21 protein-coding genes are annotated in these 23,803 nt (G+C 46.3%); 14 read left to right on the top strand and 7 right to left on the bottom strand.

Annotation, left to right across the window (positions count from 1 at the left end; genetic code table 11):
* Positions 1–118: 118 nt before the first annotated feature.
* Entirely contained in the window at positions 119–703 is a 585-nt protein-coding gene (locus L5M17_RS00720) for a Maf family protein (RefSeq protein ID WP_263144546.1), read from the bottom strand.
* A 262-nt stretch (positions 704–965) separates the two neighbouring features.
* Here L5M17_RS00720 and yceD point away from each other — a divergent pair, with 262 nt between their 5' ends.
* The 11 genes from yceD to L5M17_RS00775 all read left to right on the top strand — a co-directional run bounded on the left by yceD (position 966) and on the right by L5M17_RS00775 (position 9,558).
* Positions 966–1,490: a 23S rRNA accumulation protein YceD gene (yceD, locus tag L5M17_RS00725; protein ID WP_028760371.1), complete on the top strand. Its 525-nt coding sequence runs from the start codon at positions 966–968 to the stop codon at positions 1,488–1,490.
* 16 nt (positions 1,491–1,506) lie between these two features.
* Positions 1,507–1,677: a 50S ribosomal protein L32 gene (gene rpmF / locus L5M17_RS00730; RefSeq protein WP_006081226.1), complete on the top strand. Its 171-nt coding sequence runs from the start codon at positions 1,507–1,509 to the stop codon at positions 1,675–1,677.
* 15 nt (positions 1,678–1,692) lie between these two features.
* Positions 1,693–2,721, top strand: a complete 1,029-nt coding sequence (plsX, locus tag L5M17_RS00735; protein WP_028760370.1) for a phosphate acyltransferase PlsX — start codon at positions 1,693–1,695, stop codon at positions 2,719–2,721.
* A 9-nt stretch (positions 2,722–2,730) separates the two neighbouring features.
* The gene (locus tag L5M17_RS00740; RefSeq protein WP_263144550.1) at positions 2,731–3,690 is read left to right on the top strand and encodes a beta-ketoacyl-ACP synthase III; all 960 of its coding nucleotides are present in this window, start codon (positions 2,731–2,733) and stop codon (positions 3,688–3,690) included.
* A 62-nt stretch (positions 3,691–3,752) separates the two neighbouring features.
* Positions 3,753–4,679, top strand: a complete 927-nt coding sequence (fabD, locus tag L5M17_RS00745) for an ACP S-malonyltransferase (protein WP_173245461.1) — start codon at positions 3,753–3,755, stop codon at positions 4,677–4,679.
* A gap of 9 nt (positions 4,680–4,688) precedes the next feature.
* Positions 4,689–5,435, top strand: a complete 747-nt coding sequence (gene fabG, locus L5M17_RS00750; protein ID WP_006081230.1) for a 3-oxoacyl-ACP reductase FabG — start codon at positions 4,689–4,691, stop codon at positions 5,433–5,435.
* Between the two features lie 164 nt (positions 5,436–5,599).
* The gene (acpP, locus tag L5M17_RS00755; RefSeq protein ID WP_006081231.1) at positions 5,600–5,833 is read left to right on the top strand and encodes an acyl carrier protein; all 234 of its coding nucleotides are present in this window, start codon (positions 5,600–5,602) and stop codon (positions 5,831–5,833) included.
* 244 nt (positions 5,834–6,077) lie between these two features.
* On the top strand, positions 6,078–7,316 hold the full coding sequence (gene fabF / locus L5M17_RS00760; protein WP_006087466.1) for a beta-ketoacyl-ACP synthase II: 1,239 nt from the start codon (positions 6,078–6,080) through the stop codon (positions 7,314–7,316).
* 232 nt (positions 7,317–7,548) lie between these two features.
* Entirely contained in the window at positions 7,549–7,917 is a 369-nt protein-coding gene (locus L5M17_RS00765) for a hypothetical protein (RefSeq protein WP_263144557.1), read from the top strand.
* 117 nt (positions 7,918–8,034) lie between these two features.
* Positions 8,035–8,514 carry an acyl-CoA thioesterase gene (locus L5M17_RS00770; protein ID WP_105252855.1) on the top strand — a complete coding sequence of 160 codons (480 nt, stop codon included), beginning with the start codon at positions 8,035–8,037 and terminating at the stop codon, positions 8,512–8,514.
* A 168-nt stretch (positions 8,515–8,682) separates the two neighbouring features.
* The gene (locus tag L5M17_RS00775; protein ID WP_263144560.1) at positions 8,683–9,558 is read left to right on the top strand and encodes an NAD(P)-dependent oxidoreductase; all 876 of its coding nucleotides are present in this window, start codon (positions 8,683–8,685) and stop codon (positions 9,556–9,558) included.
* Between the two features lie 204 nt (positions 9,559–9,762).
* Here L5M17_RS00775 and L5M17_RS00780 read toward each other — a convergent pair whose 3' ends face one another.
* Positions 9,763–10,611: a D-hexose-6-phosphate mutarotase gene (locus L5M17_RS00780; protein ID WP_173245456.1), complete on the bottom strand. Its 849-nt coding sequence runs from the start codon at positions 10,609–10,611 to the stop codon at positions 9,763–9,765.
* Between the two features lie 246 nt (positions 10,612–10,857).
* On the opposite strand from L5M17_RS00780, the gene L5M17_RS00785 reads away from it, so the two are divergent.
* From L5M17_RS00785 to L5M17_RS00795, 3 genes are all read left to right on the top strand, one after another.
* The gene (locus L5M17_RS00785; protein ID WP_263144829.1) at positions 10,858–12,648 is read left to right on the top strand and encodes an acyl-CoA dehydrogenase C-terminal domain-containing protein; all 1,791 of its coding nucleotides are present in this window, start codon (positions 10,858–10,860) and stop codon (positions 12,646–12,648) included.
* 397 nt (positions 12,649–13,045) lie between these two features.
* Positions 13,046–15,292, top strand: coding sequence for a TonB-dependent siderophore receptor (locus L5M17_RS00790; protein WP_263144831.1), 2,247 nt, complete (start codon positions 13,046–13,048; stop codon positions 15,290–15,292).
* 243 nt (positions 15,293–15,535) lie between these two features.
* A complete protein-coding gene (locus L5M17_RS00795) occupies positions 15,536–16,675 on the top strand; it encodes a patatin family protein (RefSeq protein ID WP_198572251.1) in 1,140 nt (379 codons plus the stop codon).
* A gap of 170 nt (positions 16,676–16,845) precedes the next feature.
* On the opposite strand, the gene asnB is transcribed toward L5M17_RS00795, so the two are convergent.
* The 5 genes from asnB to purM form a co-directional block, all read right to left on the bottom strand.
* Positions 16,846–18,510, bottom strand: coding sequence for an asparagine synthase B (gene asnB / locus L5M17_RS00800; RefSeq protein WP_263144563.1), 1,665 nt, complete (start codon positions 18,508–18,510; stop codon positions 16,846–16,848).
* 584 nt (positions 18,511–19,094) lie between these two features.
* Positions 19,095–20,771 (bottom strand): M28 family metallopeptidase, encoded by a 1,677-nt coding sequence (locus tag L5M17_RS00805; protein WP_263144565.1) that lies wholly within the window; start codon positions 20,769–20,771, stop codon positions 19,095–19,097.
* 232 nt (positions 20,772–21,003) lie between these two features.
* Positions 21,004–21,750: an HAD-IIA family hydrolase gene (locus L5M17_RS00810; RefSeq protein WP_028760358.1), complete on the bottom strand. Its 747-nt coding sequence runs from the start codon at positions 21,748–21,750 to the stop codon at positions 21,004–21,006.
* 159 nt (positions 21,751–21,909) lie between these two features.
* Entirely contained in the window at positions 21,910–22,554 is a 645-nt protein-coding gene (purN, locus tag L5M17_RS00815) for a phosphoribosylglycinamide formyltransferase (protein ID WP_028760357.1), read from the bottom strand.
* Positions 22,554–23,591, bottom strand: coding sequence for a phosphoribosylformylglycinamidine cyclo-ligase (gene purM / locus L5M17_RS00820; RefSeq protein ID WP_113938786.1), 1,038 nt, complete (start codon positions 23,589–23,591; stop codon positions 22,554–22,556). The genes purN and purM overlap by 1 nt, the downstream gene beginning before the upstream one ends.
* Positions 23,592–23,803 lie beyond the last annotated feature (212 nt).

Here is a 23,803-nt window from a genome sequence, read left to right on the forward strand (position 1 = left end):
AGACTTCCTTATCACTTTTATTTACGTCTCATCTTTTCGTCGATGAAACGACTCTGTAGCCCGGTATTTTTGATGCGCGTCATCGATTCAATAAACAGAGCAAAGCCTTGGCAAACGGTTAAGCGAGAACGTCTACACCTTGGGCTAACAGCATTTCCGTCAGTAATATCAGTGGTAAGCCAACTAAGGTATTGGGATCGCGCCCTTCGAGCGCTGTAAATAACGCGATACCTAAACCTTCGCTCTTAAAACTCCCCGCGCAATAATAAGGCTCTTCTTTTTCAATGTAAGCCACAATCTGCGCATGGCTAAGGTGCCTAAAATGAACCGTAAAGGGGTCAACCTCAGCGGCCATAGCGCCAGTTTTGGCATTATAGAGTGCAAGACCAGTATAAAAGGTGATGGCCTTGCCTGAGGCTTGAGTGAGCTGCGCGACGGCATTATTAAAATGATGGGGTTTACCGATAATCTTGTCATCAATGACGGCAACTTGATCGGAACCAATAATCAGACCATCGGGGAATTGTTCTGCTCCCGCGACGGCTTTTGCTTTGGCTAATCGCAGCACTAAAGCATGGGCCGATTCTTCGAGATACGCCGTTTCGTCAATATTAGGATTGCAGCATTCGAAGGGTAACCCGAGTTTTTGCAGTAAAGATTGTCGATATACAGACGTCGAAGCTAAGATTAATGGGGTTGGCATAATGAGATATCCGCAAAAGAATGACTCATATTGTGACCAATCAATGCGAGAGAGTGCAAGAGTTTCGTCTTTTACGGTTTCTTTTCAATGAATGCGACTATTTTAGGCGGCTTGCGCTTGTATGCGGTCCCATGCTTGGGTACTATTTCGCTTCCGTCAATTTCAATGTTGGGGCAGGGGAAAGGCTTAAGTCGCAAACTGGGACTTAAGTTAGCATTTTTTCTTTGACTCTAGCGTTTTCAAACTATAATATGCGCGCCTTATGCAAACAGTAAAGATACCGGTTTCAATTGATCCATTTCGCGCCGCCTCGAGTCGCCTAGTTTATCAGGGCGTTGTTCCTGGTGTGCAACTGAAAAGATTAACTGAGTTATGTGCCGGCGACTGTTCCGATGTGGCAGTGTCGCTTGAATGTGGCGTAGATTTACAGGGGATAGTCTACCTGAAAGGGAAGGCTGTGACGGAGCTCACTCTGATATGTCAACGTTGCATGACACTATTTACCACTGAGGTTACGGTCGAGTTTTGTTTTGGTCCATGTCGGACTAAAGCAGAAATCGATGAGCTCCCGGATGCGTATGACCCAATTGAGTGCAATGAAATTGGCGAAGTGCGTCTACATCAATTAATCGAAGATGAATTGATAGTCGCTATGCCGATAATCCCAATGCATCAAGAAATTGATTGCAGTGCGGGATCTAAAGACATGGTTGTAGGCGAGATAGAACCCGCTCAAGAGGAGCGTCCAAATCCGTTTGCAGTGTTAGAAAAACTGAAGAGCAAGTAATCGAGGAGACAGGCCAATGGCTGTACAACAGAACAAAAAATCACGTTCAAAGCGCGGAATGCGCCGTTCACATGACGCACTGAGCACTGCTCAGCTGTCTGTAGACGCTACCAGCGGTGAAATCCATATGCGTCACAATGTGACTGCAGATGGCTTCTATCGCGGTAAAAAGGTAATCAACAAGTAATTTGTTGGTTTCCTAATGACGAATCTGACGCTTGCGTTAGATGCAATGGGTGGTGATCATGGCCCCCACGTCACGGTGCCTGCAGCCTTGCGGGCACTACAATTACATTCTTTTCTTAAAATCATTTTAGTCGGTGACAAGACTGAAATTGATGTCTATCTACGTCAAGCCGAAGCGAGTTTACTTTCGCGCATAGAAATCATTCATACCGATGAAGTCGTTAGTATGTCCGATAGGCCTGTGCATGCCTTGCGTACACGTAAAAACAGTTCCATGCGATTGGCTATTGAGTTAGTGCGTGACGACCGCGCACAAGCGTGTGTGAGTGCCGGTAACACAGGGGCGCTGATGGCAATGGCGAAAGTATTGCTGAAGACCTTGCCTGGTGTTGATCGACCCGCCTTAGTCAGTTGTTTACCTGCGGTGACTCAAAAACCGGTTTATTTGTTGGATTTGGGCGCGAATATTTCCTGTGATTCTGAAACCTTATTTCAATTTGCCGTGATGGGCTCAGTCCTGTGCGAAGCGGTAGATAAGAAATCTCGGCCAAAAGTCGCCTTGCTCAATGTGGGCGTTGAAGAAATTAAAGGTAATGACCAAGTTCAGCAAGCCGCGCAGTTGCTGCAACACACAGAACAAATCAATTACACAGGTTTTATCGAAGGGGATGAAATCTATTCCGGTAATGTGGATGTGATTGTTTGTGATGGGTTTGTGGGTAACATCACGCTCAAGACCTCAGAAGGTATTGCCAAGTTATTAGTACATCAGTTAAAACGGGGACTAACCCAAGGTTTATTCGTTCGTTTTCTGGCTAAACTTATCGCCCCTCGTATCCAGGCGGTCCTTAGTCAGATGAACCCCGACCACTATAACGGTGCAAGTCTGATAGGATTGCGCGGAATAGTTGTAAAAAGCCATGGAAACGCGGATGAAACTGCCTATTTACAAGCAATTAGTTTGGCAGTAACGGAAGCTCAACGTCGACTCCCTGAAATGATAAAAGATCGTTTGGAGTCGATTCTTTTAGATATAAATAACTGATCCCTCCTTATGCATACAAAAATTCTCGGAACTGGTAGTTATCTACCGGTGCAGGTGCGTAGCAATCAAGATTTGGAAAAAATGGTGGAAACCACTGACCAATGGATTGTTGAACGTACAGGTATATCAGAACGTCGCATTGCGGCTTTCGATGAAACCGTTTCAACTATGGGCTACCAAGCGGCATTAAAAGCGCTAGAAATGGCTGGCATAGAAGCATCAGATTTAGACATGATCGTCTGCGGCACCACCAGTGCTTCCAATGCTTTTCCGGCTGCAGCTTGTGAAATTCAAGCCATGCTTGGCGTGCATACCATTCCAGCTTTTGATATCGCAGCGGCGTGTTCAGGCTTTGTTTATGCTTTATCTGTTGCCGATCAATTTGTAAAAACGGGCGCGGCTAAAAAAGTATTAGTGATTGGTGCCGATGTACTGTCTCGCTTATGTGAGCCAGAAGATCGTTCAACGATTATTTTATTTGGTGATGGTGCGGGCGCGGTTGTGATAGGCGCATCCGAAACACCAGGGATCATTTCGACCCACATTTATGCCGACGGTCGCCAAGGTGACTTATTGAAATGCGCTTTCCCACCACGTAAAGGCGAAACTTCTGAAGCGGTCGGTTTTATGACCATGAAAGGCAACGATGTCTTTAAAGTGGCTGTGACTCAATTGTCCCATGTGGTGACTGAGACGCTGCGCATTAACAATATCGATAAGTCAGAAATTGACTGGTTAGTGCCACATCAAGCCAACTTCCGAATTATCAATGCTACCGCTAAAAAGCTCGATATGAGTCTTGAGAAAGTCGTATTGACTTTAGCTAAACACGGTAATACTTCTGCCGCGTCAGTGCCCATTGCATTGGATGAAGCCGTACGTGATGGCCGTATTCAGCGCGGACAATTACTGTTGCTTGAGGCCTTTGGTGCTGGATTTGCGTGGGGCAGTGCGCTCATTCGTTTCTAAGTTCTACATGTGTGTTCCACATGATTTTTCAATAAATTAAGTTAGCCATAGGTAATTTGAATATGGAAAATGTTGCTTTTGTATTTCCGGGCCAAGGTTCACAAGCCCTAGGCATGTTAGCCGAGCTTGCCGAATCTCATGCTGTTGTTGGACAAACCTTTGCTGAGGCGAGTGACGTCTTAGGTTATGATCTGTGGGCATTGGTTCAGCAAGGTCCTGTTGAAAGCTTAAATGAAACCGATAAAACTCAACCAGCCCTATTAGCGGCGAGCGTGGCGATTTGGCGTACCTACGTGGCTTCAGGCAAACCTATGCCTGCTATACTCGCGGGTCACAGCTTAGGCGAGTATTCTGCTTTAGTTTGCGCTGGTGTGATGGATTTTAAAGACGCGATTAAGTTGGTGGAATTACGTGGTCAACTGATGCAGCAAGCGGTTCCAGCTGGCACGGGTGCTATGTATGCGATTATCGGTTTGGACAACGAGAGTATCGCTAATGCCTGCGCCGAAGTGGCTCAAGGTGACGTGGTGAGTCCAGTTAACTTTAACAGTCCTGGTCAAGTGGTCATTGCAGGTCAAAAAGACGCAGTTGAGCGCGCTGCAGTAGCTTGTAAAGCAGCGGGCGCTAAAATGGCGGTGGCTCTACCTGTCAGCGTGCCATCACACTGTGCATTAATGAAACCTGCGGCGGATAAACTGGCCGTGGCATTAAACGATGTACAGTTTAATACCCCAACAATTACAGTGATTAATAACGTTGATGTGGCATCACCCACCTCTGCTGATGACATTAAAGATGCGTTAGTGCGTCAGTTATATTGTCCTGTCCGCTGGAGCGAAACTGTTGAGCTAATGGCCCAAAAAGGCATTACCCAACTGGTGGAATGTGGTCCTGGTAAAGTATTGACAGGATTAGCAAAACGAATTAATAAATCACTATCAGCCCAAGCGGTTAATGATGTTGCTTCATTAGCAGCATTAACTGAGTAAGGAGTTTATATGAGTTTCAACCTGAATTTAACAGGCAAAGTGGCTTTGGTGACAGGTGCGAGCCGCGGTATTGGCCGTGCGATCGCTGAGACACTGGTCGAAGCAGGTGCAGTGGTTATTGGAACCGCAACCAGTGAGAAGGGCGCTGCGGCAATCCAAGAATATCTGGGTGACAAAGGTTTTGGTTTAGTGCTTAATGTCACAGATAGTGAATCTGTTACACATTTATTCGCCTCGATCAAAGAAAAAGCGGGTGATGTTGATATTCTAGTCAACAACGCGGGTATAACCCGTGATAATCTGCTGATGCGGATGAAAGATGATGAATGGCAGGATATTATCGACACCAACCTGACATCGTTATTTAGACTGTCAAAACCTGTGATGCGTACCATGATGAAAAAGCGCTTTGGCCGAATCATCAATATCGGTTCAGTGGTAGGCACCATGGGCAATGCAGGTCAAGTTAACTACTCGGCAGCAAAGGCGGGTTTGATTGGATTTACAAAATCTCTTGCAAGAGAGGTTGCATCTCGTCAAATTACAGTTAATGCTATCGCTCCTGGATTTATCCAGACCGATATGACAGATGAGCTGACCGAAGAGCAGCAAAAAGCTATCATGTCACAGGTTCCGATGGAACGATTAGGGCAAGCGCAAGAAATTGCCAATGCAGTGCTCTTTTTGGCCTCGGACTCAGCCGCTTACATCACAGGCGAAACTTTGCATGTGAATGGCGGCATGTACATGGTTTAAGGGCGAATGGCAGGGATTTCTGTCGCAACTGAGTAGTGATCTGTATCAATTGATAGTGAAATTTCGTGGTTAGACCACGAAAACTAAGCTTGCATTGTCAGCCAAATCTAATAAACTACTCGCAATCTTACGCAAGTGCGTAATTTGAATAGGAAAGAAAACTAATGAGCAACATCGAAGAACGTGTAAAGAAAATCATTGTAGAGCAACTGGGCGTTAAAGAAGAAGACGTTAAGCCAGCGGCATCTTTCGTTGACGATCTGGGTGCAGATTCTCTGGACACTGTTGAGTTGGTTATGGCTCTGGAAGAAGAGTTTGATACCGAGATCCCTGATGAAGAAGCTGAAAAGATCACTACTGTTCAAGCAGCGATCGACTACGTTTCTAAGAATCAGTAATTCTGAATTCTTGAAGACAGGCGGCATTTTTGCCGCCTGTTTTTGTTTTACCCCCGTCAAATTCTGCCTCCGTGCCATTCAATCGTCTCTGGATCGTGTTTTAATTGTTATCCACGAGATGCTCGCCGCAGATTGGCGAATTTTTCTAAATAAACGTTATTTAAGAAATTGTCTAATGATAGAAAACCCTGTGTCCTCTATCTGAATTAACAAATTAACAAATTAGCATTTAAAGGTGACTGCCGTGTCTAAACGTCGTGTAGTGGTAACCGGTTTGGGGTTAGTAACTCCAGTGGGCAATACTGTCGATACTACTTGGAAGGCTTTGCTTTCGGGTAAGAGTGGTATTGCACCGATAACCAAATTTGATGCCAGTGAATTTACCACTCGTTTCAGTGGTTCAGTAAAAGATTTCGATGTTGAGCAATACGTAACGAAAAAAGACGCCCGTAAGATGGACCTCTTTATTCAATACGGTATGGCGGCTGGCATCCAAGCTATCCAAGACTCAGGTCTGGACATGAGTAAAGAAAACCCTGGTCGTGTCGGTACTGCTATTGGTGCGGGTATGGGCGGTATGTGGTTGATTGAACAAGGTCACAGCGCATTGATGAATGGTGGCCCGCGTAAGGTTTCTCCTTTTTTCGTACCTAGTACCATCATCAATATGATTTCGGGCCACTTGTCGATCATGTTTGGCATGAAAGGGCCAAATTTTGCCGTGACGACCGCTTGTACTACGGGCGTGCATAATATCGGTTTCGCGGCGCGTACCATTGCCTATGGTGATGCAGACGTGATGGTTGCCGGCGGTGCAGAGGATGTCACTTCTCCTTTAGGCGTGGCAGGTTTTGGTGCAGCGAAAGCGTTATCGACACGCAATGACGATCCGACTGCGGCGAGCCGTCCATGGGATAAAGACCGTGATGGTTTTGTGATCGGTGATGGTGCTGGTGTGATGGTGATGGAAGAGTACGAACATGCAAAAGCGCGCGGTGCGACCATTTACGGCGAATTAGTCGGTTTTGGTATGAGCGGTGATGCGTTCCATATGACATCGCCTCCAAGTGACGGAGCAGGCGCTGCGGCGGCTATGGTCAATGCTATTAATGACGCTAAGTTATCACTGGAGCAAATTGGTTATATCAATGCCCACGGTACTTCGACGCCAGCTGGTGATAAAGCGGAAGCGGCAGCGGTTAAGTCAGTATTTGGCGACCACGCTTATAAAGTACTGGTTAGCTCGACTAAATCGATGACGGGTCACCTGTTAGGTGCTGCGGGTGCGGTTGAAGCGATTTTCACTTTGCTAGCACTGCGCGACCAAGCCGTACCGCCAACCATTAACTTGGATAATCCAGATGAAGGTTGTGACTTAGATTTTGTTGCCCATACAGCCCGTGACGTGAAGATGGATTACGCTCTGTGTAACTCCTTCGGTTTCGGTGGGACTAACGGTTCATTACTGTTCAAGAAAGTGTAAAACACGCATTTATGGTGTAAAAAACAGTGAAAAAATGCGCCTGAGGGCGCATTTTTTATGGGGCAAATTCATTGCTCATGTGAGTTGAACTCCGTTATCTTATGGCTTTATTGTGATAGATGTCACTTTCTAACTGCATGATATCCATAGTGTTAACATTTGTTCATCAAGCTTGTTTAATTCTAATGACCACAGATAATGACAGACATATTCAATCTTAATGGAGTGTGTCATGTTAAATCCCGCGGTGATCCCGCTTGTTCCCCTCATTGGCGCATTAACTGCCAATCTAACCGAATTGATCCGTGGTGAGTTTAAAGTGTGGCATCCAAACATGGACATTGGGATCAAGACTTTTACCTTAGCAATCGCTGCTTACGTGGTGGTTTGGTTTGCCTTATTGGTGACGGCGATTAACGTCGGTGGCGATAGCAATATGTCTTCGGGCCTCGAAGTGCTGGGTTTCTTTATGTTTGGCTTAGGCGTTTACACTTTTGCTAAGGGTACGCGTTTCGTCAGTAGTGAATTTCAGCTATGGATTTATCGTTTAGCGTTGCCGAGTTTATTGCTTTGCTGCGTGCTTATTAGCTACTTTGGTTAAATCGAATTTTTTGACGAGGTCAATCGTAATTATTTTTACGCTAATGGGGCTTTCTATCGTAAACTCAGCCTATTGCACGAAACATTGAGCCACAGTGGCTGAATAAGTTGAGGTTATATGGCTGGTATAGATAGACAAAGTACCCTGAGATTTTTGTCAGAGCCTGCGGATGTGAATTTTGGTGGTAAAGTTCACGGCGGCGCTGTGATGAAGTGGATCGATCTCGCGGCCTATGCCTGTGCAGCGGGCTGGAGCGGTAAATATTGTATTACTGCTTATGCGGGCGGTATTCGTTTTGTGCAACCCATTTTGGTGGGCAATATTGTTGAAGTCAGCGCAAAAGTGATTTATACGGGTAAAACTTCTATGCATATCGGTATCGATGTGCGAGCGGGCGATCCTAAAGTTTCTGAGCGTCATCTCACTACCCATTGTATTGTGATCATGGTCGCAGTTGATGAAGATGGCTTACCTACGCCTGTGCCTGAGTGGATACCACAGACGGAACATGATATTCATTTGCGGGATTCAGCACTGCGCTTGATGGAAATGCGTAAAAAGATTGGCGCCGAAATGGAAGCCCATGTGGTGAAATAGCCCCATAAATTAAATCAGCAAAGGCGCTTAAGGCGCCTTTGTTGTTTCTAGCGAAAAGTGCGTTTATCACTCGCTCCGATTTCACTCTGACGTTACCGTTGATGGATGTTAAACTGCGGCCACTATTTTGAATCGATTCATTTTGTTTATCTATTTAAGGATCAGCTCATGGCAAAAGTCGCATTTATTGGTTTAGGCGTAATGGGATATCCCATGGCGAGGCATTTACTGAACAAAGGCCATGAGGTCACTGTTTATAATCGTACTTTTGCCAAGGCGCAAACTTGGGTCGACACCTATGGTGGTCGCTGCTGTCCAACACCAAAGGAAGCGGCCGAGGGTCAAGATATAGTGTTTACTTGCGTGGGCAATGACAACGACCTGCGGGAAGTGGTATTCGGCAGTGATGGCGTTATTCATGGGATGGAAAAGGGCACTGTGCTGGTTGACCATACTACGGCTTCGGCCGATGTCGCTCGTGAGCTTCATCAAGTGTTAGCGGAAAAGGGCATTGATTTCCTCGATGCGCCCGTGTCGGGCGGACAAGCGGGCGCCGAAAATGGCGCCTTGACTGTGATGGTCGGCGGCGATGAAGCGGTATTTGAGCGTGTTAAACCCGTGATTGAAGCCTTTGCCCGCTGCGCCGAGCGTTTAGGTGAGGTTGGTGCAGGTCAGTTAACTAAGATGGTGAACCAAATTTGTATCGCGGGTGTGGTGCAAGGTTTGGCAGAAGCGCTGCAATTTGCCCGTAAAGCGGGACTCGATGGCGAGAAAGTCATTGAAGTGATCAGCAAAGGCGCGGCGCAAAGCTGGCAGATGGAAAATCGCTACAAGACGATGTGGGGCCAAAGCTATGAGTTTGGTTTTGCCGTCGATTGGATGCGTAAAGACTTAGGCATAGCCTTAGAAGAAGCCCGCCGTAATGGTTCACATTTGCCATTGACCGCTTTGGTGGATCAATTCTATTCAGAAGTTCAGGGCATGGGCGGTAACCGTTGGGATACGTCTAGCTTGCTGGCGCGCTTAGAGAAATCGGCGAAATAAGTTTTACCTTAAGTTTCATCGTTATAACAACTTAGGTTTTGTAGTGATAAAACTTTGGTTTCGGAGTGATAAACACTCTGGTTTCGCAGTGATAGGTTTTGCAATGATAAAAATGCCCAGTTTCGATTGCGTTGGCAAATAGGACTGGGCATTTTTGTTTGTATCGTTTTTGACTAGGACATTAAGAGCTAGGATATTTAATCGTTAGTCTTTCCAGCAAATATGGGTCACTAAACTGTGGGTTTCACCTGGTGCGAGCACGACTTTATCTTCTAATACATTGGCCGCTTCTAGGCAGACCATGGTCAGATAATCTTCTGGATTAAATCGGCCCAGGCGTTGTGACTTTTCAATCCATGGATTCCATAATACCGCTGATTGGCTGTTTTCACGGCTGACTTCGATTGTCCCCTGCGGCGTATGCAATAACTGCACTGGGCCGAGATCGGTATAGACACGATCTGTCTCGCGATCAAACAGCACTTCATCCGTGGTTTGCGGATAAGGCCCTTGTGCAAATTCGATGTATTTTGACCCACTAAAACCGCTGGCTTTGAGTTGGTGGATATCCTCAATCGGAAAATAGCTGTGCAACGCTTGGGTAAGTGTAACGGGGTCAGTACCTAAGTTGGTATTCACAAGACTAATGCTTAGGGTGTCGCCTAAGGTAAACAGTACGCTGACCTCAGTGTTATGCGGCCAATAGATTTTATCTTGCTCACTGATCTTTAAGCTAAAACGTAAATCTACTAGCTGGTTGCGCATTTCTACCGATCCCAGCGCCCAAATACGTGTACGGGCGAAACCGTGTTGGGGAAAGTTCGCTTCACTACTCATACCAAACCAAGGCCAGCATACGGGTACACCGCCACGGATCCCATTACCGGGTTGATAATCGTCAGCCGATGAAACCCACAGCAAAGGTGGTTTGCCTACGGGTTGAAAATAGTCTATTTGCGCGCCCTGCAAAAAAATTCTTGCCTGACATAACGCCGTATTCACTTCGACATAATCGAGCCCGTTGGCGTGCTTTTTAGTAGTGACAGAACCCATAGTAGCAATATCCTTAACTCTGCTGGCATATCAGAAAAACAGGCAGTTAGCTTACAAAGTTTTCCGCGATAACATAAGGCTTTGTTGCGATCAATTTACGGTTTCGCTGTTCGTTTGTGTAAACAAAAGTCTGTGGCGGATACTGAGGTGCTTTCTTTTTCGGCAGATTTAGCTAAAGTGGTCAGAGCACCAAAGTGGTCAGATCACTTAGTTGAGTTGCAGTCTAACAAGAAAAGGGAAGCGATTATGCCAGTCTATCAAGCGCCGCTGCGCGACTATCAATTTATCCTCGATGAAATGTTACATATTTATCAGCAAGATGCACTCAAGGGATTCGATGAAATCGATCCAGATCTTGTCGATGCGATCCTGCAAGGTATGGCCGACTTTAGTACTGAAGTTATGTTACCGCTCAATAGTGTCGGCGATCTGCAAGGCTGTAAGTTGGTCGATGGTAAGGTGATTACACCGGAAGGATTTGATAATGCCTATCGGCAGTTTGTTGATAATGGCTGGCCGACGCTGACTTGCTCCCCTGAATATGGCGGCCAAGGTTTACCCGAAGTGGTGGGGATTTTTGCCACTGAGATACAAACGGCAACTAACATGGCTTTTGCCATGTATCCCGGTTTGACCCATGGCGCCTATGCCGCCATCTATGCCCACGGCAGTGATGCTCTCAAGCAAAAATATTTGAGTAAACTGGTTAGCGGTGAATGGACTGGGACCATGAACTTGACCGAGTCCCACGCGGGTACTGATTTAGCCTTATTACGCACCAAAGCCGTGCCAGTATCTGAAGGCGTTTTTGCTATTACCGGCGAAAAAATTTTTATCTCCTCAGGTGATCATCAACTCACCGACAACATAGTGCACCTCGTATTAGCTCGTTTGCCCGATGCACCTGAAGGTGTGAAGGGCATATCTTTGTTCGCCGTGCCTAAAGTATTAGTGAATAACGATGGTAGTTTAGGCGCACCGAACACTTTATATGCCAGTGGCCTTGAACATAAGATGGGCATTCACGGTAACTCAACTTGTGTGATGGTATTTGAAGCTGCGCTGGGTGAGCTTGTCGGCGAGCCGCACCAAGGACTGCGCGCCATGTTTACTATGATGAACCAAGCGCGTTTAGGCGTTGGCGTGCAAGGTCTGGGTGTCTCTGAGATTGCCTATCAAAATGCGCTAGCCTATGCCAAAGACAGATTACAGAGCCGCGCCTTAAGTGGCGCCAAAACACCCGAAAAAGCCGCCGATCCGATTTTGGTTCACGGCGATGTGCGCCGCATGTTGCTCTCGCAAAAAGCCTTCAATGAAGGCGCAAGAGCCTTAGTTGGACAACAAGCTTTGTGGCTCGATGAAGCTGAGCGTCATAGCGATCCCGCAAAAGCCAAAGTTGCCTCCCAATTAGCGGCACTGTTCACGCCAGTGGTGAAAGGTTTTATCACTAACCGTGGTTTTAATGCCTGTGTCGATGCACAGCAAGTGTTTGGTGGACATGGTTATATTCATGAGTGGGGTATGGAGCAATTTGTGCGTGATAGCCGTATTGCACTGATTTATGAAGGCACTAACGGTATTCAGGCATTGGATTTAGTGGGGCGTAAGCTGCTTAGCGACCGCGGTGCGGCGATGCAGCAATGGTCGGCGTTAGTGACTGAGTTTATTAAGTCACATAGCACGAATGCGGCGATGCAACCTTACGTGAGTGGTTTAATGGATTGTGCGGGTGATTTGCAAAAGGCTAGCGGTTATTTAGCTTCGCAGGCAGCGACCAATCCTGACATTATCGGCGCAGCCTCTATGGCTTATCTGGAGTTATTTGGGGTGACTGCGCTGGCGTGGATGTGGGCCAGAAGTGCCGCGGTGGCATTAGCGGCGCTGGAGCAGGGCACCGAAGAAACTGCATTTTATCAGGCCAAATTGAAAACTGCCGATTTCTACATGGCTTACTGGGCGGTGCAAGGTCGCAGTCTGCGTAAGCAAATCGAGCAGGCGAGCGAAATGCTCACTCAATTGGATGAAGCTATCTTTTAAGCATTCACCTTATAGGCTGAGTTAAGCCCTTGCTTAAGCACAGCTCAACAATAGCCAAAAACCAGCGCACTGTCGCTGGTTTTTATTTTTATATCGTTTAAATTTTTAACTTATTGTTTTTCTTAGGTTGTACACAAATACTCAGCTTGATGCTGTGAGTCTCTATTTCATTCCAAATTAAAACTTCCATCGAAGGTTTGTGTTACTGGCGCTCTCTTTCGTTTGAGTCATAACCAAACATAACAAGGACTATGTGGGTTGATGTCGATGATTTATTAAACGCGTTTCACAATTGTGTAAATTCAAATGATAATTATTGTCATTCGTAAATCATTCTTTATAATGACGGCCAATTCGTTTGAATACATTTGTAAACCCTTTGGTTTATGCCATTTTTATGCGCTCGCGCTGGGGACATTCTGTGAAGACTCGTTTCGCCTACTCATTAATCGCACTTGCACTCGCTCAACATCAGTCGGCATTTGCCGCTGAAATCGTACTCGATAAAGAGGCTCCACAGCAGACCTTGTCTACGAGCTCACCAGTCCCCAGTCCTGCATCGACTCAATCCGCGGCCGATGGGGAGATAACACTCGCAGCACCTGAGCGTATTGCTGTCCATGGCCGTGCAATGCAAATGTACGTCGATAAAGAAACGACAGTTGGCACTAAGACGGCGATTAATGTGATGGAATTGCCGCAGTCGGTGCAAGTGCTGACCGAGCAGTTAATCGTCGACCAAGCGGCGCGCAATATTACCGATTTATACCGCTCTATCGCGGGCGTGAGTGAGTTTAGTTATTCGGGCGTGACCTTTCGCGGTTTCCGCGACGATGCCAACGTTTTTTATGATGGGGTAAGGGGCGATCCCTATTCGGGATTTTCTGTGCCGCAACTCTTTAACGTGCAGCGGGTTGAAGTGTTAAAAGGTCCTGCATCCGCACTTTATGGCGGCGGTGAACCCGGCGGCATGATCAACTATGTCACTAAAAAACCGACCTTTGTTGAAAGTAAAGAGCTGACCTTAAGCACGGGCAGCGAGGATATGATGGGGGGCTCGCTGGATTTCACCGGTGGCCTAACCCAAAATCTCGCCTATCGTTTTGGCGCTTATTATCAGCAGGAAGATAGCTTTCGCAATAATGCCGATAGCCAAAATGCCGAAGTGGCCGGAGGGTTACTCTACGAAATCAATGATGATACTAAGCTCACCACCACCTTCGATATCATTAAGCAGGATTTAGGTGGTAATCGACTGCGCGGCGTTCCTGTCGATAATGACGGTAACTTCCTGGTTGCGCCATCCTATAATGCCAATGAGAAGAGTGACTTCCAGAAGATGGATGCACTGGTGCTGCAATCGATTCTCGATCATCAATTTACCGATAATTTCTCGGTCAAGACTCAGATCCGTTATCTGAATAATGATTCGACGCAGCAATATCATGAATCGAGAGGTTGGGCGACCTTAGATGCCAATAAAAAGCCCATTATGGGTGATGGCACCATTAAGCGTGAATACCGAGTTCAAGTACGGGCTAATGATGAAATCAGTTTAACCAATGATTTTGTCTATGCATTCGATGCTTTAGGTTTTGAACATGAATTCCTGTTCGGCGGCGACTATCACTATGTCGAAACCGAATATCAGTACAAATTGGCGACTGATAAAGATGGTGTTGGTAACCTGAATATTTTTGACCTTAACTATGGTGAAACCAACCCTAATAGTTACAACTTGAAGGATAAAAATACCGATGGTACCCGCGCTAACCGTTACGGCATTTATGTACAGGAACATCTGCACTTTAATGAACAGTGGTCATTGATTGCTGGTTTGCGTTTTAGCCAGTTTGATGATTATGATAAAAATACCGGGTTCTCTTTCAGCGATAACGCGATAACGCCAAGAGCAGGGCTTAATTATCGTCCAATCGATTCAATGTCCTTTTATTTGAATTACTCAGAGAGCTTCAATCCAGCATCTTTAACCAATCAAGCTGAAGATATTGGTGACGGTTTCCTCGATCCAGAAACGGGCAATCAAATTGAACTTGGGATGAAAAATGAATGGCTTGATGGCCAGTTTATGACCACGCTTGCTGTGTATCGTATTGAAAAACAAAATGTCGCCCAAGCTAACCCTTTAGATACTGGCGATGACGATGGTATTCCCGCTTTACTTAATTTGGGTGAAGTACACAGTCAAGGCCTTGAATGGACGCTGGTGGGGGATTTAACCGATAACCTGACCGTCACGGCAAACTATGCCTATAACGAGACCGAAGTGGTTAAAGGGGTAACGAACGACAGTTTAACCAATACGTTTGATAGTAAGCACTTTGCCAATGCGCCACGCCATCAAGCAGGGATATGGACCCGTTACGATATCAATGCACTCGATTCGGCGATTGCCTTTGGCATGGATTACGTGGGTGAACAGTTCAGCCTCGATGGCCAAACGGTGAAGCCCCATACGATTTTTGACATGAGCTGGACGACCCAGTGGGATCAAACTCAAGTTCGCTTAAATCTTAAAAATATCTTCGATAAAGAATATGCCGTCAGTGGTTTTAGCGAGCGTAATGGCCATTTCCCCGGTGAGCCGCGTAATATCACGCTTGAACTGAGTCATAAGTTTTAATGCATTGATGTAAAAATAGCTTGTTCGTTAAGGATGATGAGCAAGCTGGAGCGAATGGGTTAATCTTGCGCGAATAACCGCCGTAGCTCTCTGTCTGTATTCGTGCCTTGAGCATGGATTAACCTTGTGTGACTTATCATCTTAATAGTTTTTATCTATTAAGATGATAGTTTCTATCCGTTATCATTTCTGATTCAGCTTGTTTAGACTCGCCTTATATGAATTATTCGATAAGGTTTTCCTATGCACGCCGTCAGCCACTTAGCCTCCAAAGACCCTCAATCTAACGCTAGCCCACAGGTGGCCCTGATTGCAGAAGGTGGTGGTCAGCGCGGTATATTCACCGCAGGCGTGCTCGATGCTTGGCTTGATGGCGGATTCGATCCCTTTGATTTGTTTATCGGTACCTCAGCAGGCTCACAGAATCTCAGCAGTTTTTTGGCCCGCCAAAAGGGGTATGCCAAACGCTTAATCCGCGGTTTATCGCGCCATAAACGTTTCTATCGACTTGGTCGCGGGTTAGTCGGCGGCAATGTAGTCGATTTAGATTGGTATTTTGAGCAGACTCGACAAGGGATGTTTAAATTAGATCTTAACGCGGCGGCAGCCTCACTCGGTCATCGGCAGTTACTGATCACAACTACGAATGCCAGTGATCGCAAAGGTTATTTTTTAAGTCCAAGCAGTAAAAGCCAGTGGCGCGAATTGCTAAAAGCTTCTAGCGCATTACCATTTTTGTATAAACAAGGGGTGAAACTCACGCCTTGGCTGAGTGACCGCGCCTGTAATAGCGACAAGGCTTCTAATAACGGCGCGGCTAATCATAACGCTTCTGATAACAGCGCCTCTGATCATGGCACTGCATTAAGCGAAGGTATTGATAGTGATTTTTATCTCGACGGCGGTTTAGCAGCGCCTTTACCTGTGCGTGAGGCCTATCGTCGTGGTGCCCGCAAAATTGTGGTGATCCGTACTGTGAGCGAGGATTTTCAGGCGCAATCGGCTTGGGTTCACAAATTAAAATCTTGGATTTGTGTTTCTGGCTTTTGTCCGAAAACCATAGATTACTTAGTGCAGCACGAACAAGCCTATCAGGATGAATTGGATTTCATCGCTAATCCGCCAGAGGATGTGGAGATAGTGCAGATTTTTGCTGCTGAAAATTTGCAAAGTAAATTGCTGGGCAGTACCGATGCGGATTTACGCCATGATTATCATGCGGGGCTGAGTGCCGGAAAGCAGTTTTTAAGCTTAGATCCGATGGCGTTGACGCAGATGAATGTTCATTTTCAAACTCAAGTGCAAATCAACGACAAGACTCAAATTCATACTAACGCTCATACTCAGGCTCAAATCCAGCCATTCAGTGCGCTGTCGGCCTAGTTTGGTATTTTAGCTAAGTCACCATTTTGTACGTGAGTAAGCAATAAAAGTAAAAAGCATCAAAATACAAGCGCCACCCTAGGGTGGCGCTTGTGGTTGGCTGTATTAACCAGTTCATCAATCTAGCTCATTAACCTAATTTATGAACTTAGTCCTTCAACGTTAGGCTATTAATAACTTGAGGTGTGTACAGAGCGTACTGCTCGGCCTGATGGGTCGATAATGCCGCGTAAGCTTTCGTCCCAAGCCAATGCTTCTGGCGTTGAACAGGCGACGGATTTACCGCCTGGAACCGTTTCTGCAGCGCCGCTCAGTGGATAATGTTCCTCAAAGAAGCAGCGATAGAAATAAGCTTCTTTGGTTTCTGGCGTGTTGTATGGGAAACGGAATTTCGCGTTCGCCAATTGTAAATCATCCACACGCGCTGCAGCTTGTTCTTTCAAACCGTCAATCCAAGAGTAGCCAACGCCGTCACTGAATTGTTCCTTCTGACGCCACGCTACTTCTTTTGGCAATTTGTGCTCAAAGGCTTTACGCAGAATATGTTTCTCAATACGGCCATCCTTAGACATTTTCGCTTCAGGGTTGATGCGCATCGCCACATCCATAAACTCTTTATCGAGGAAGGGCACGCGAGCTTCTAATCCCCAAGCGGCCATGGCTTTGTTGGCTCGCAGACAATCGAACAGATGCAGCTTATCGAGTTTGCGGACTAACTCCTCGTGGAATGCCTGTGCGTTTGGCGCTTTATGGAAGTATAAATAGCCGCCAAATAGCTCGTCAGCACCTTCACCCGATAACACCATCTTAATGCCCATCGCTTTGATTTTACGTGCCATTAAATACATTGGCGTGGCAGCACGTATGGTGGTGACATCGTAGGTTTCTAAGTGATAGATCACTTCTTTAATCGCATCTAAGCCTTCTTGGAAGGTGAAATGGATCTCATGGTGAATCGTACCAATCGCTTCGGCGACCTTTTTGGCGGCGATTAAATCTGGCGCACCTTCAAGGCCGACGGCAAAGGAATGCAACTGTGGCCACCAAGCGTTGGTTTCGCCATCGTCTTCAATGCGGCGTTTAGCAAAGGTTTGCGTCACGGCAGAAATGATCGATGAATCTAAGCCACCTGATAGCAACACACCATAGGGCACGTCTGACATTAATTGGCGTTTGACCGCTGCTTCTAATGCATCACGTAATTCTTCTTGGCTGGCTGGGTTATCTTTAACCGCATCATAGCTTTGCCAATCGCGGCTATAGTATTTAACGGCTTCACCATCTTTTGAATACAGATACTGGCCCGGTAAGAATTCTTCTACCGTTTTACACACTGGCATCAAGGCTTTCATTTCGGAGGCAACATAGAAGTTACCCGCAGCGTCACGACCTGTGTATAGCGGGATGATACCCATGTGATCGCGGCCGATAAGGTATCTGTCTTGGGCTTTGTCATATAACACAAAGGCGAAGATACCGTTTAATTTATCAAGAAATTCAGTGCCGTATTCTTGATACAGCGCCAAGATTACTTCGCAGTCAGAGTTGGTTTGATAGCTGTACTTATCGCCTAGCTGGGCTTTCAATTCTTTGTGGTTATAGATTTCGCCGTTGACCGCAAGGATCAAACTGCCATCTTCAGTCAGCAGCGGCTGAGCACCGTGTTCAATGTCAACAATCGCTAAACGTTCGTGGGCAAGAATTGCCTTATCACTGGCATAAATACCTGACCAGTCAGGGCCACGGTGGCGCATTAGCTTAGACATTTCTAGCGCGACTTGGCGCAGTTCTTTGGCATCAGATTGGATATCTAAAATCGAAAAGATTGAACACATAGTACAACTCCCACACTGTCTGTCATTTGAGGATGTCTCAATTGAGGTTTAATGTGCCAGCAATTTAGGTATTTGCCAAACACTATTTTTGACGTTTTATCTGTTTATTGGTGTTTTTGTTGATTTAGATGTTTATGTTTAATAATTTTATTTGAGAATAATTCATTTAATTTGCATTATTTTTGATGATTTGTTTTTATTATCTGATTTGGCATGAGGGGTTTTGGGGAATTCACAATGTGTTTTAAAAAAGTATCGATGATAGAAAAACCGCTAAAAAAGACCTTAAACAATGAGTTGCCCCGTTTAAGTGTTTTATTTTTAATCAATTAATGCGCCGAGTTTGACATCAACCAATGGCATAAGACTATTCAGAATTGTGTGGCAGGATGGATATTTCGCGATAACGGCATTTTTTGTGGGCTGAAAACAAAAAAGCACGTGAATGGTTCACGTGCTTGTAGGTCTTGTTTGGCGCTTTGGCTGGCGGAGGAGGCGCTTTATTTCACCGGTGCGACTAGCAGGCGCCAAGTAAGAGACGACTAACTAAGCTGTCTCTCGTAAGAAGCCACTGACTCAGCCTGTTATTTTGCGTCCGTTACAAGCGTCGTTTTGGCTGGGCGCAGGCTATTGAATTCTGTGCCTTGATAGTATCCCGGCCAATCTTTACTGTTGCCCAATGTGCGTGTGACTTGGTAGTAGATTTGCAAGTCTTGCAGCGCGCCGCTTAAATCCCAATCTTCACGATATTCATCGCAGACATTGTGATAACAGCCCTTCATTGTGGCTTGCATCTGGGTTTTATAAGCAGCCGTGGCTTCGTCAACGGGGTTGCTACCGCCGCCAGCAAATACCGCTGGCACGCCAAGTTTGGCAAAGCTGAAATGATCTGAGCGGAAGAAACCGCCCGAAGCGGGATTTTTCTCACCCATGGCGATGCGGTTTTGTTGTTTCGCCGCATCGATAAGGTAGGTTTCTAACTCAGATTTACCTTTGCCAACGATGGTAAAGTCATTGGTTTTACCGTAGATATTCGTGCTGTCGAGGTTTAACACTGCCACGGTTTTGTCGATAGGGTAAAGTGGATTGGCGGCGTAATAGCGCGAACCGAGTAAGCCCTGTTCTTCACCTGTGGTGGCAATAAAGGTGACCGAGCGCGCTAAACCATGGCCTTGTTTGGCATTGTCGGCTAATTGTCTGGCGATTTCGAGAATGCCGGCAGTGCCCGAGGCATTATCCATGGCGCCGTTATAAATTTTATCGCCTGTTTTCGTCTCGTCTTTACCTATGTGATCCCAATGGGCGGTAAACAAGATTTGCTCGTCGGCTTGTGTGCTGCCGGGGAGTGTGGCGACCACATTGTAGCTATTTGCGTATTCGGCTTTATTTTTAAAGGCGATGTTGGCCGTTTGTTCAAGGGATAAATTGATTGAGCTGTCGGCGGCGCGCGCCATTAAATTAGGCAGTGATAAACCGGCTTTATCGAACAGTTGTGTAGCCGCGTCCAATGTAAGCCAGCCTTCGACTTGGATACGGCTATCTTGTTCTGCTTTACTGAGGACCAGATCTTGCTGTGGTCCAGTCCAACTATTTTCTATCACGGACCAAGGGTAAGAAGCTGGCTCGGTATCATGGATAATCAGTGCGCCGAGTGCGCCTTGTCGACTGGCCTCTTCAAATTTGTAGCTCCAACGGCCGTAATAGGTCATGGCTTTGCCGTTGAATTTACCCGAGTCAGGGCGAGCAAAGCCGGGATCGTTCACTAAGATCACCGCGATTTTGCCTTTCATGTCGAGATCTTGGTAATCATTCCAACCATATTCAGGGGCGTTCACCCCATAGCCGACGAAGACTAATGGTGCGTTCTCAATACTAATACCACCGTTATCGTGGCGACTGCTGAGCACTAGATCTTTTCGGTATTTAAAGGGTAATCCTGCCAGCGTAACTTGCTGCGCTTCATCTGCTGTATAGCTCACCATAGGCACTGGTTGTAAAAAGCTGCCTTTGTATGCGCCCTTGAGTCCCATCTCTGTAAAGGCTTTGGTCAAATAATCCAAGGTGAGTTTTTCACCGTGAGTGGTGGGCGCGCGGCCTTCAAATTCATCGGATGACAGGGCTTTAATATCATTTCTAAAGCGCGCTTCATTAAACTGTACTGGTTTGAGTTCAGCCAAAGTGCTGTTGCCATCAGGCTCTGGTGCATTAGGACTACAGGCACTGAGCATGGCCAGCGCACAGAGTGGATACAGACGTCGCATAGGTTAATCCTACTGTTGTTTTAATTAAGGTATTTTAGATTTATGTTAATCAATCAGAAGCGAGACTTATCATGAAGCAAGCCGCGGTGAGCCACAAGGCTGAGCGGCAGGTGAATGTGTTACTTAATGTTGCTTTACCCTATGCAATACGCCTTTGGGCTTGGCGTGTTGCATGGGTAATGTTTAAACGACTGGGAAGGATGAATTGCTAGACGTAGGATTAGACATCTGTTTAAACAACGTCTATATCGCCAGCGCAGGCAAACACATGGTTCGGGCGGAAGGGTTCTTTGTCGATATCTTCAAGCTTACTCACGCCACTGGTGACCAGAATGGTTTCAAGCCCTGCTTGGAAGCCCGCCAAAATATCGGTACGCATATTGTCGCCTATGATGACAGTGTCTTCCGAGTGCCCATCGATATGATTAAGTGCAGAGCGAATAATCCAAGCACTCGGTTTGCCCACGTAGAAAGGTTTCTTACCGGTAATACGTTCGATGGGTGAGCAGAGTGCACCACAAGCAGGGCTGTAGGCTGGACCGTGAGTATCGGGGTTAGTGGCAATAAAGCGCGCGCCGCGTGCGATGAAGCCTGCCGCTTTATGGATCATCTCCCAGTTGTAGGAGCGGGTTTCACCGACAATCACAAAATCGGGGTTAATATCGGTAATGGTAAAGCCTGCTTTGTAGAGTTCGTGGGTGAGGGCGCCTTCGCCAATGACATAGGCCTTGCTGCCTTCTTGGTGTTTTAAAAAGTCGGCGGTGGCCATGGCAGAGGTGTAAAAGCATTCTTCAGGAATATCAATACCGGCGGCACTTAAACGGTTTTGAAGATCCTTACCCGTTTGTACGGGATAGTTAGTCAATATCACTAACGGATTGCCTTGCTCTAAAATGCGCTGGATAAATTTGTCGCTGCCGGGGATCAGTTTATTGTCGTGCAGTAGTACACCATCGATATCGCAGATAATATTTTTCATCTAATAGTCTCTTGTCATGCCGATCAAAAATCACTTTTTCGTTAAGTTATCTAATGCCACATTGCCTCAGAAAACAATGCTTTTGTTGAAAATAGTTAAAAAAATAGAGACCCGAAGGTCTCTATTTTTTTGATTGGTACAACTTACGGTCAAGTGGAACTAATCGGGCGCGTAACCGCTTGGGCCGATAAGGTTGCCATCGAGATAGGCTTGGCCATTTTGCATGTTAAGACGTTGCTGACTAAACCATTTCACCACGAGCGGATAAATGGCATGTTCTTGCTCATGCACGCGGGCGGCGAGCATATCAGCGGTATCGTCTTCATAAACAGGCACTTTGGCCTGTAATATCACTGGGCCTGCATCCAGCTCAGGCGTGACAAAATGCACGCTAGCACCATGTTCGCTATCGTTCGCGTCTATGGCACGTTGATGGGTGTTTAAGCCAGTATATTTAGGTAGCAGCGAAGGATGAATATTGATCATGCGACCTAGGTAATGATTCACGAAATCATCAGTTAAGATCCGCATAAATCCCGCCAACACGATTAAATCGGGCTGATACTTTTCAATCACTGTCATTAAACGTGCATCGTATTCAGAGCGAGATTCACCTTGGTGAGCTATCACGCAGCTGGTATCAATTTCGCCATGATGGGCGCGCACTAGGCCATAGGCATCGGGTTTATTACTGATGACTCCGACAACTTCGGCCTGCAGATTATCATCGCAACCGTCGATAACCGCTTGCAGGTTACTGCCATTTCCGGAAATTAATACAACTACACGACAGCTCTGGGGCATTACAGGATCTCCACTTGCTCTTCATTGCCTTCACGATGTGCGATAGCACCGATAAGCCATGCTTGTTCGCCTTCTGCAGCCAGTAATGCAAGTGCTGCATCCACTTTATCGGCTGGCAGCGCGACTAACATGCCGACGCCACAGTTGAAGGTGCGATACATTTCGTATTCTGCAATGTTGCCATTTTCCATTAACCAACTGAAAACAGCGGGCCATTGCCATGAATCGCCTTGGATAACCGCTTTTAAATTATCTGGCAGTACGCGCGGGATGTTTTCCCAGAAGCCGCCGCCAGTAATGTGCGCCATCGCATGGACATCAGATGCTTCAATCAGTTTGAGCAATGATTTTACGTAAATTTTGGTTGGCTCAAGTAGATGTTCAATCAGCGGTTTGCCGTTGAGATCTTGTTGAGGGTCTGCTTGGCTCACTTCTAATACTTTACGTACTAAAGAGTAACCATTTGAATGAGGGCCGCTTGAGGCTAATGCAATAAGTGCATCACCCGCTGCCACTTTGCTACCGTCAATAATGTCGGCTTTTTCAACTACACCCACGCAGAAACCCGCTAGGTCGTAATCTTCACCTTCATACATGCCTGGCATTTCAGCGGTTTCACCGCCAATTAACGCACAACCAGATTGGAAACAACCTTCGCCGATGCCATTGACGACGGACGTTGCCGTTTCAACATCGAGTTTGCCTGTTGCGTAGTAATCGAGGAAAAACAGTGGCTCAGCGCCTTGGACGATCAGATCGTTCACACACATGGCGACTAAGTCTATGCCGACAGTGTCATGTTTTTTATAGTCGATAGCTAAACGTAATTTAGTCCCAACACCATCGGTGCCAGAGACTAAAACCGGTTGTTTGTATTTAGTGGGGATTTCACACAGGGCGCCAAAACCACCTAAGTTGCCCATAACTTCTGGACGACGGGTACGTTTAACGGCTGCTTTAATGTTACTTACCAGTGCATTACCTGCATCAATATCAACGCCGGCATCTTTATAGCTCAGTGGGGTAGGTGTGCTCACGGAGGGATCCTCTCGGGTACATCGTTATTGGATTTTATGCGGCGGTATTCTACCAGCTTGTGCTAGGGGTCGAAAGTCATGATTTGGATTTATGCCCCTCGGCGGAGTTTTTTTGGTCTGAATGCGAGATATTCTATTTTTAGAGGTCTTAAGTTTGATCACAAAATAGTAAATCACAGTAGGTATCTTAGACGATTGGGGATTATTCTTGG

The sequence above is a fragment of the Shewanella sp. SW24 genome, from assembly GCF_025653395.1.
In the GTDB taxonomy this organism is placed as follows: Bacteria; Pseudomonadota; Gammaproteobacteria; order Enterobacterales; family Shewanellaceae; genus Shewanella; species Shewanella oncorhynchi.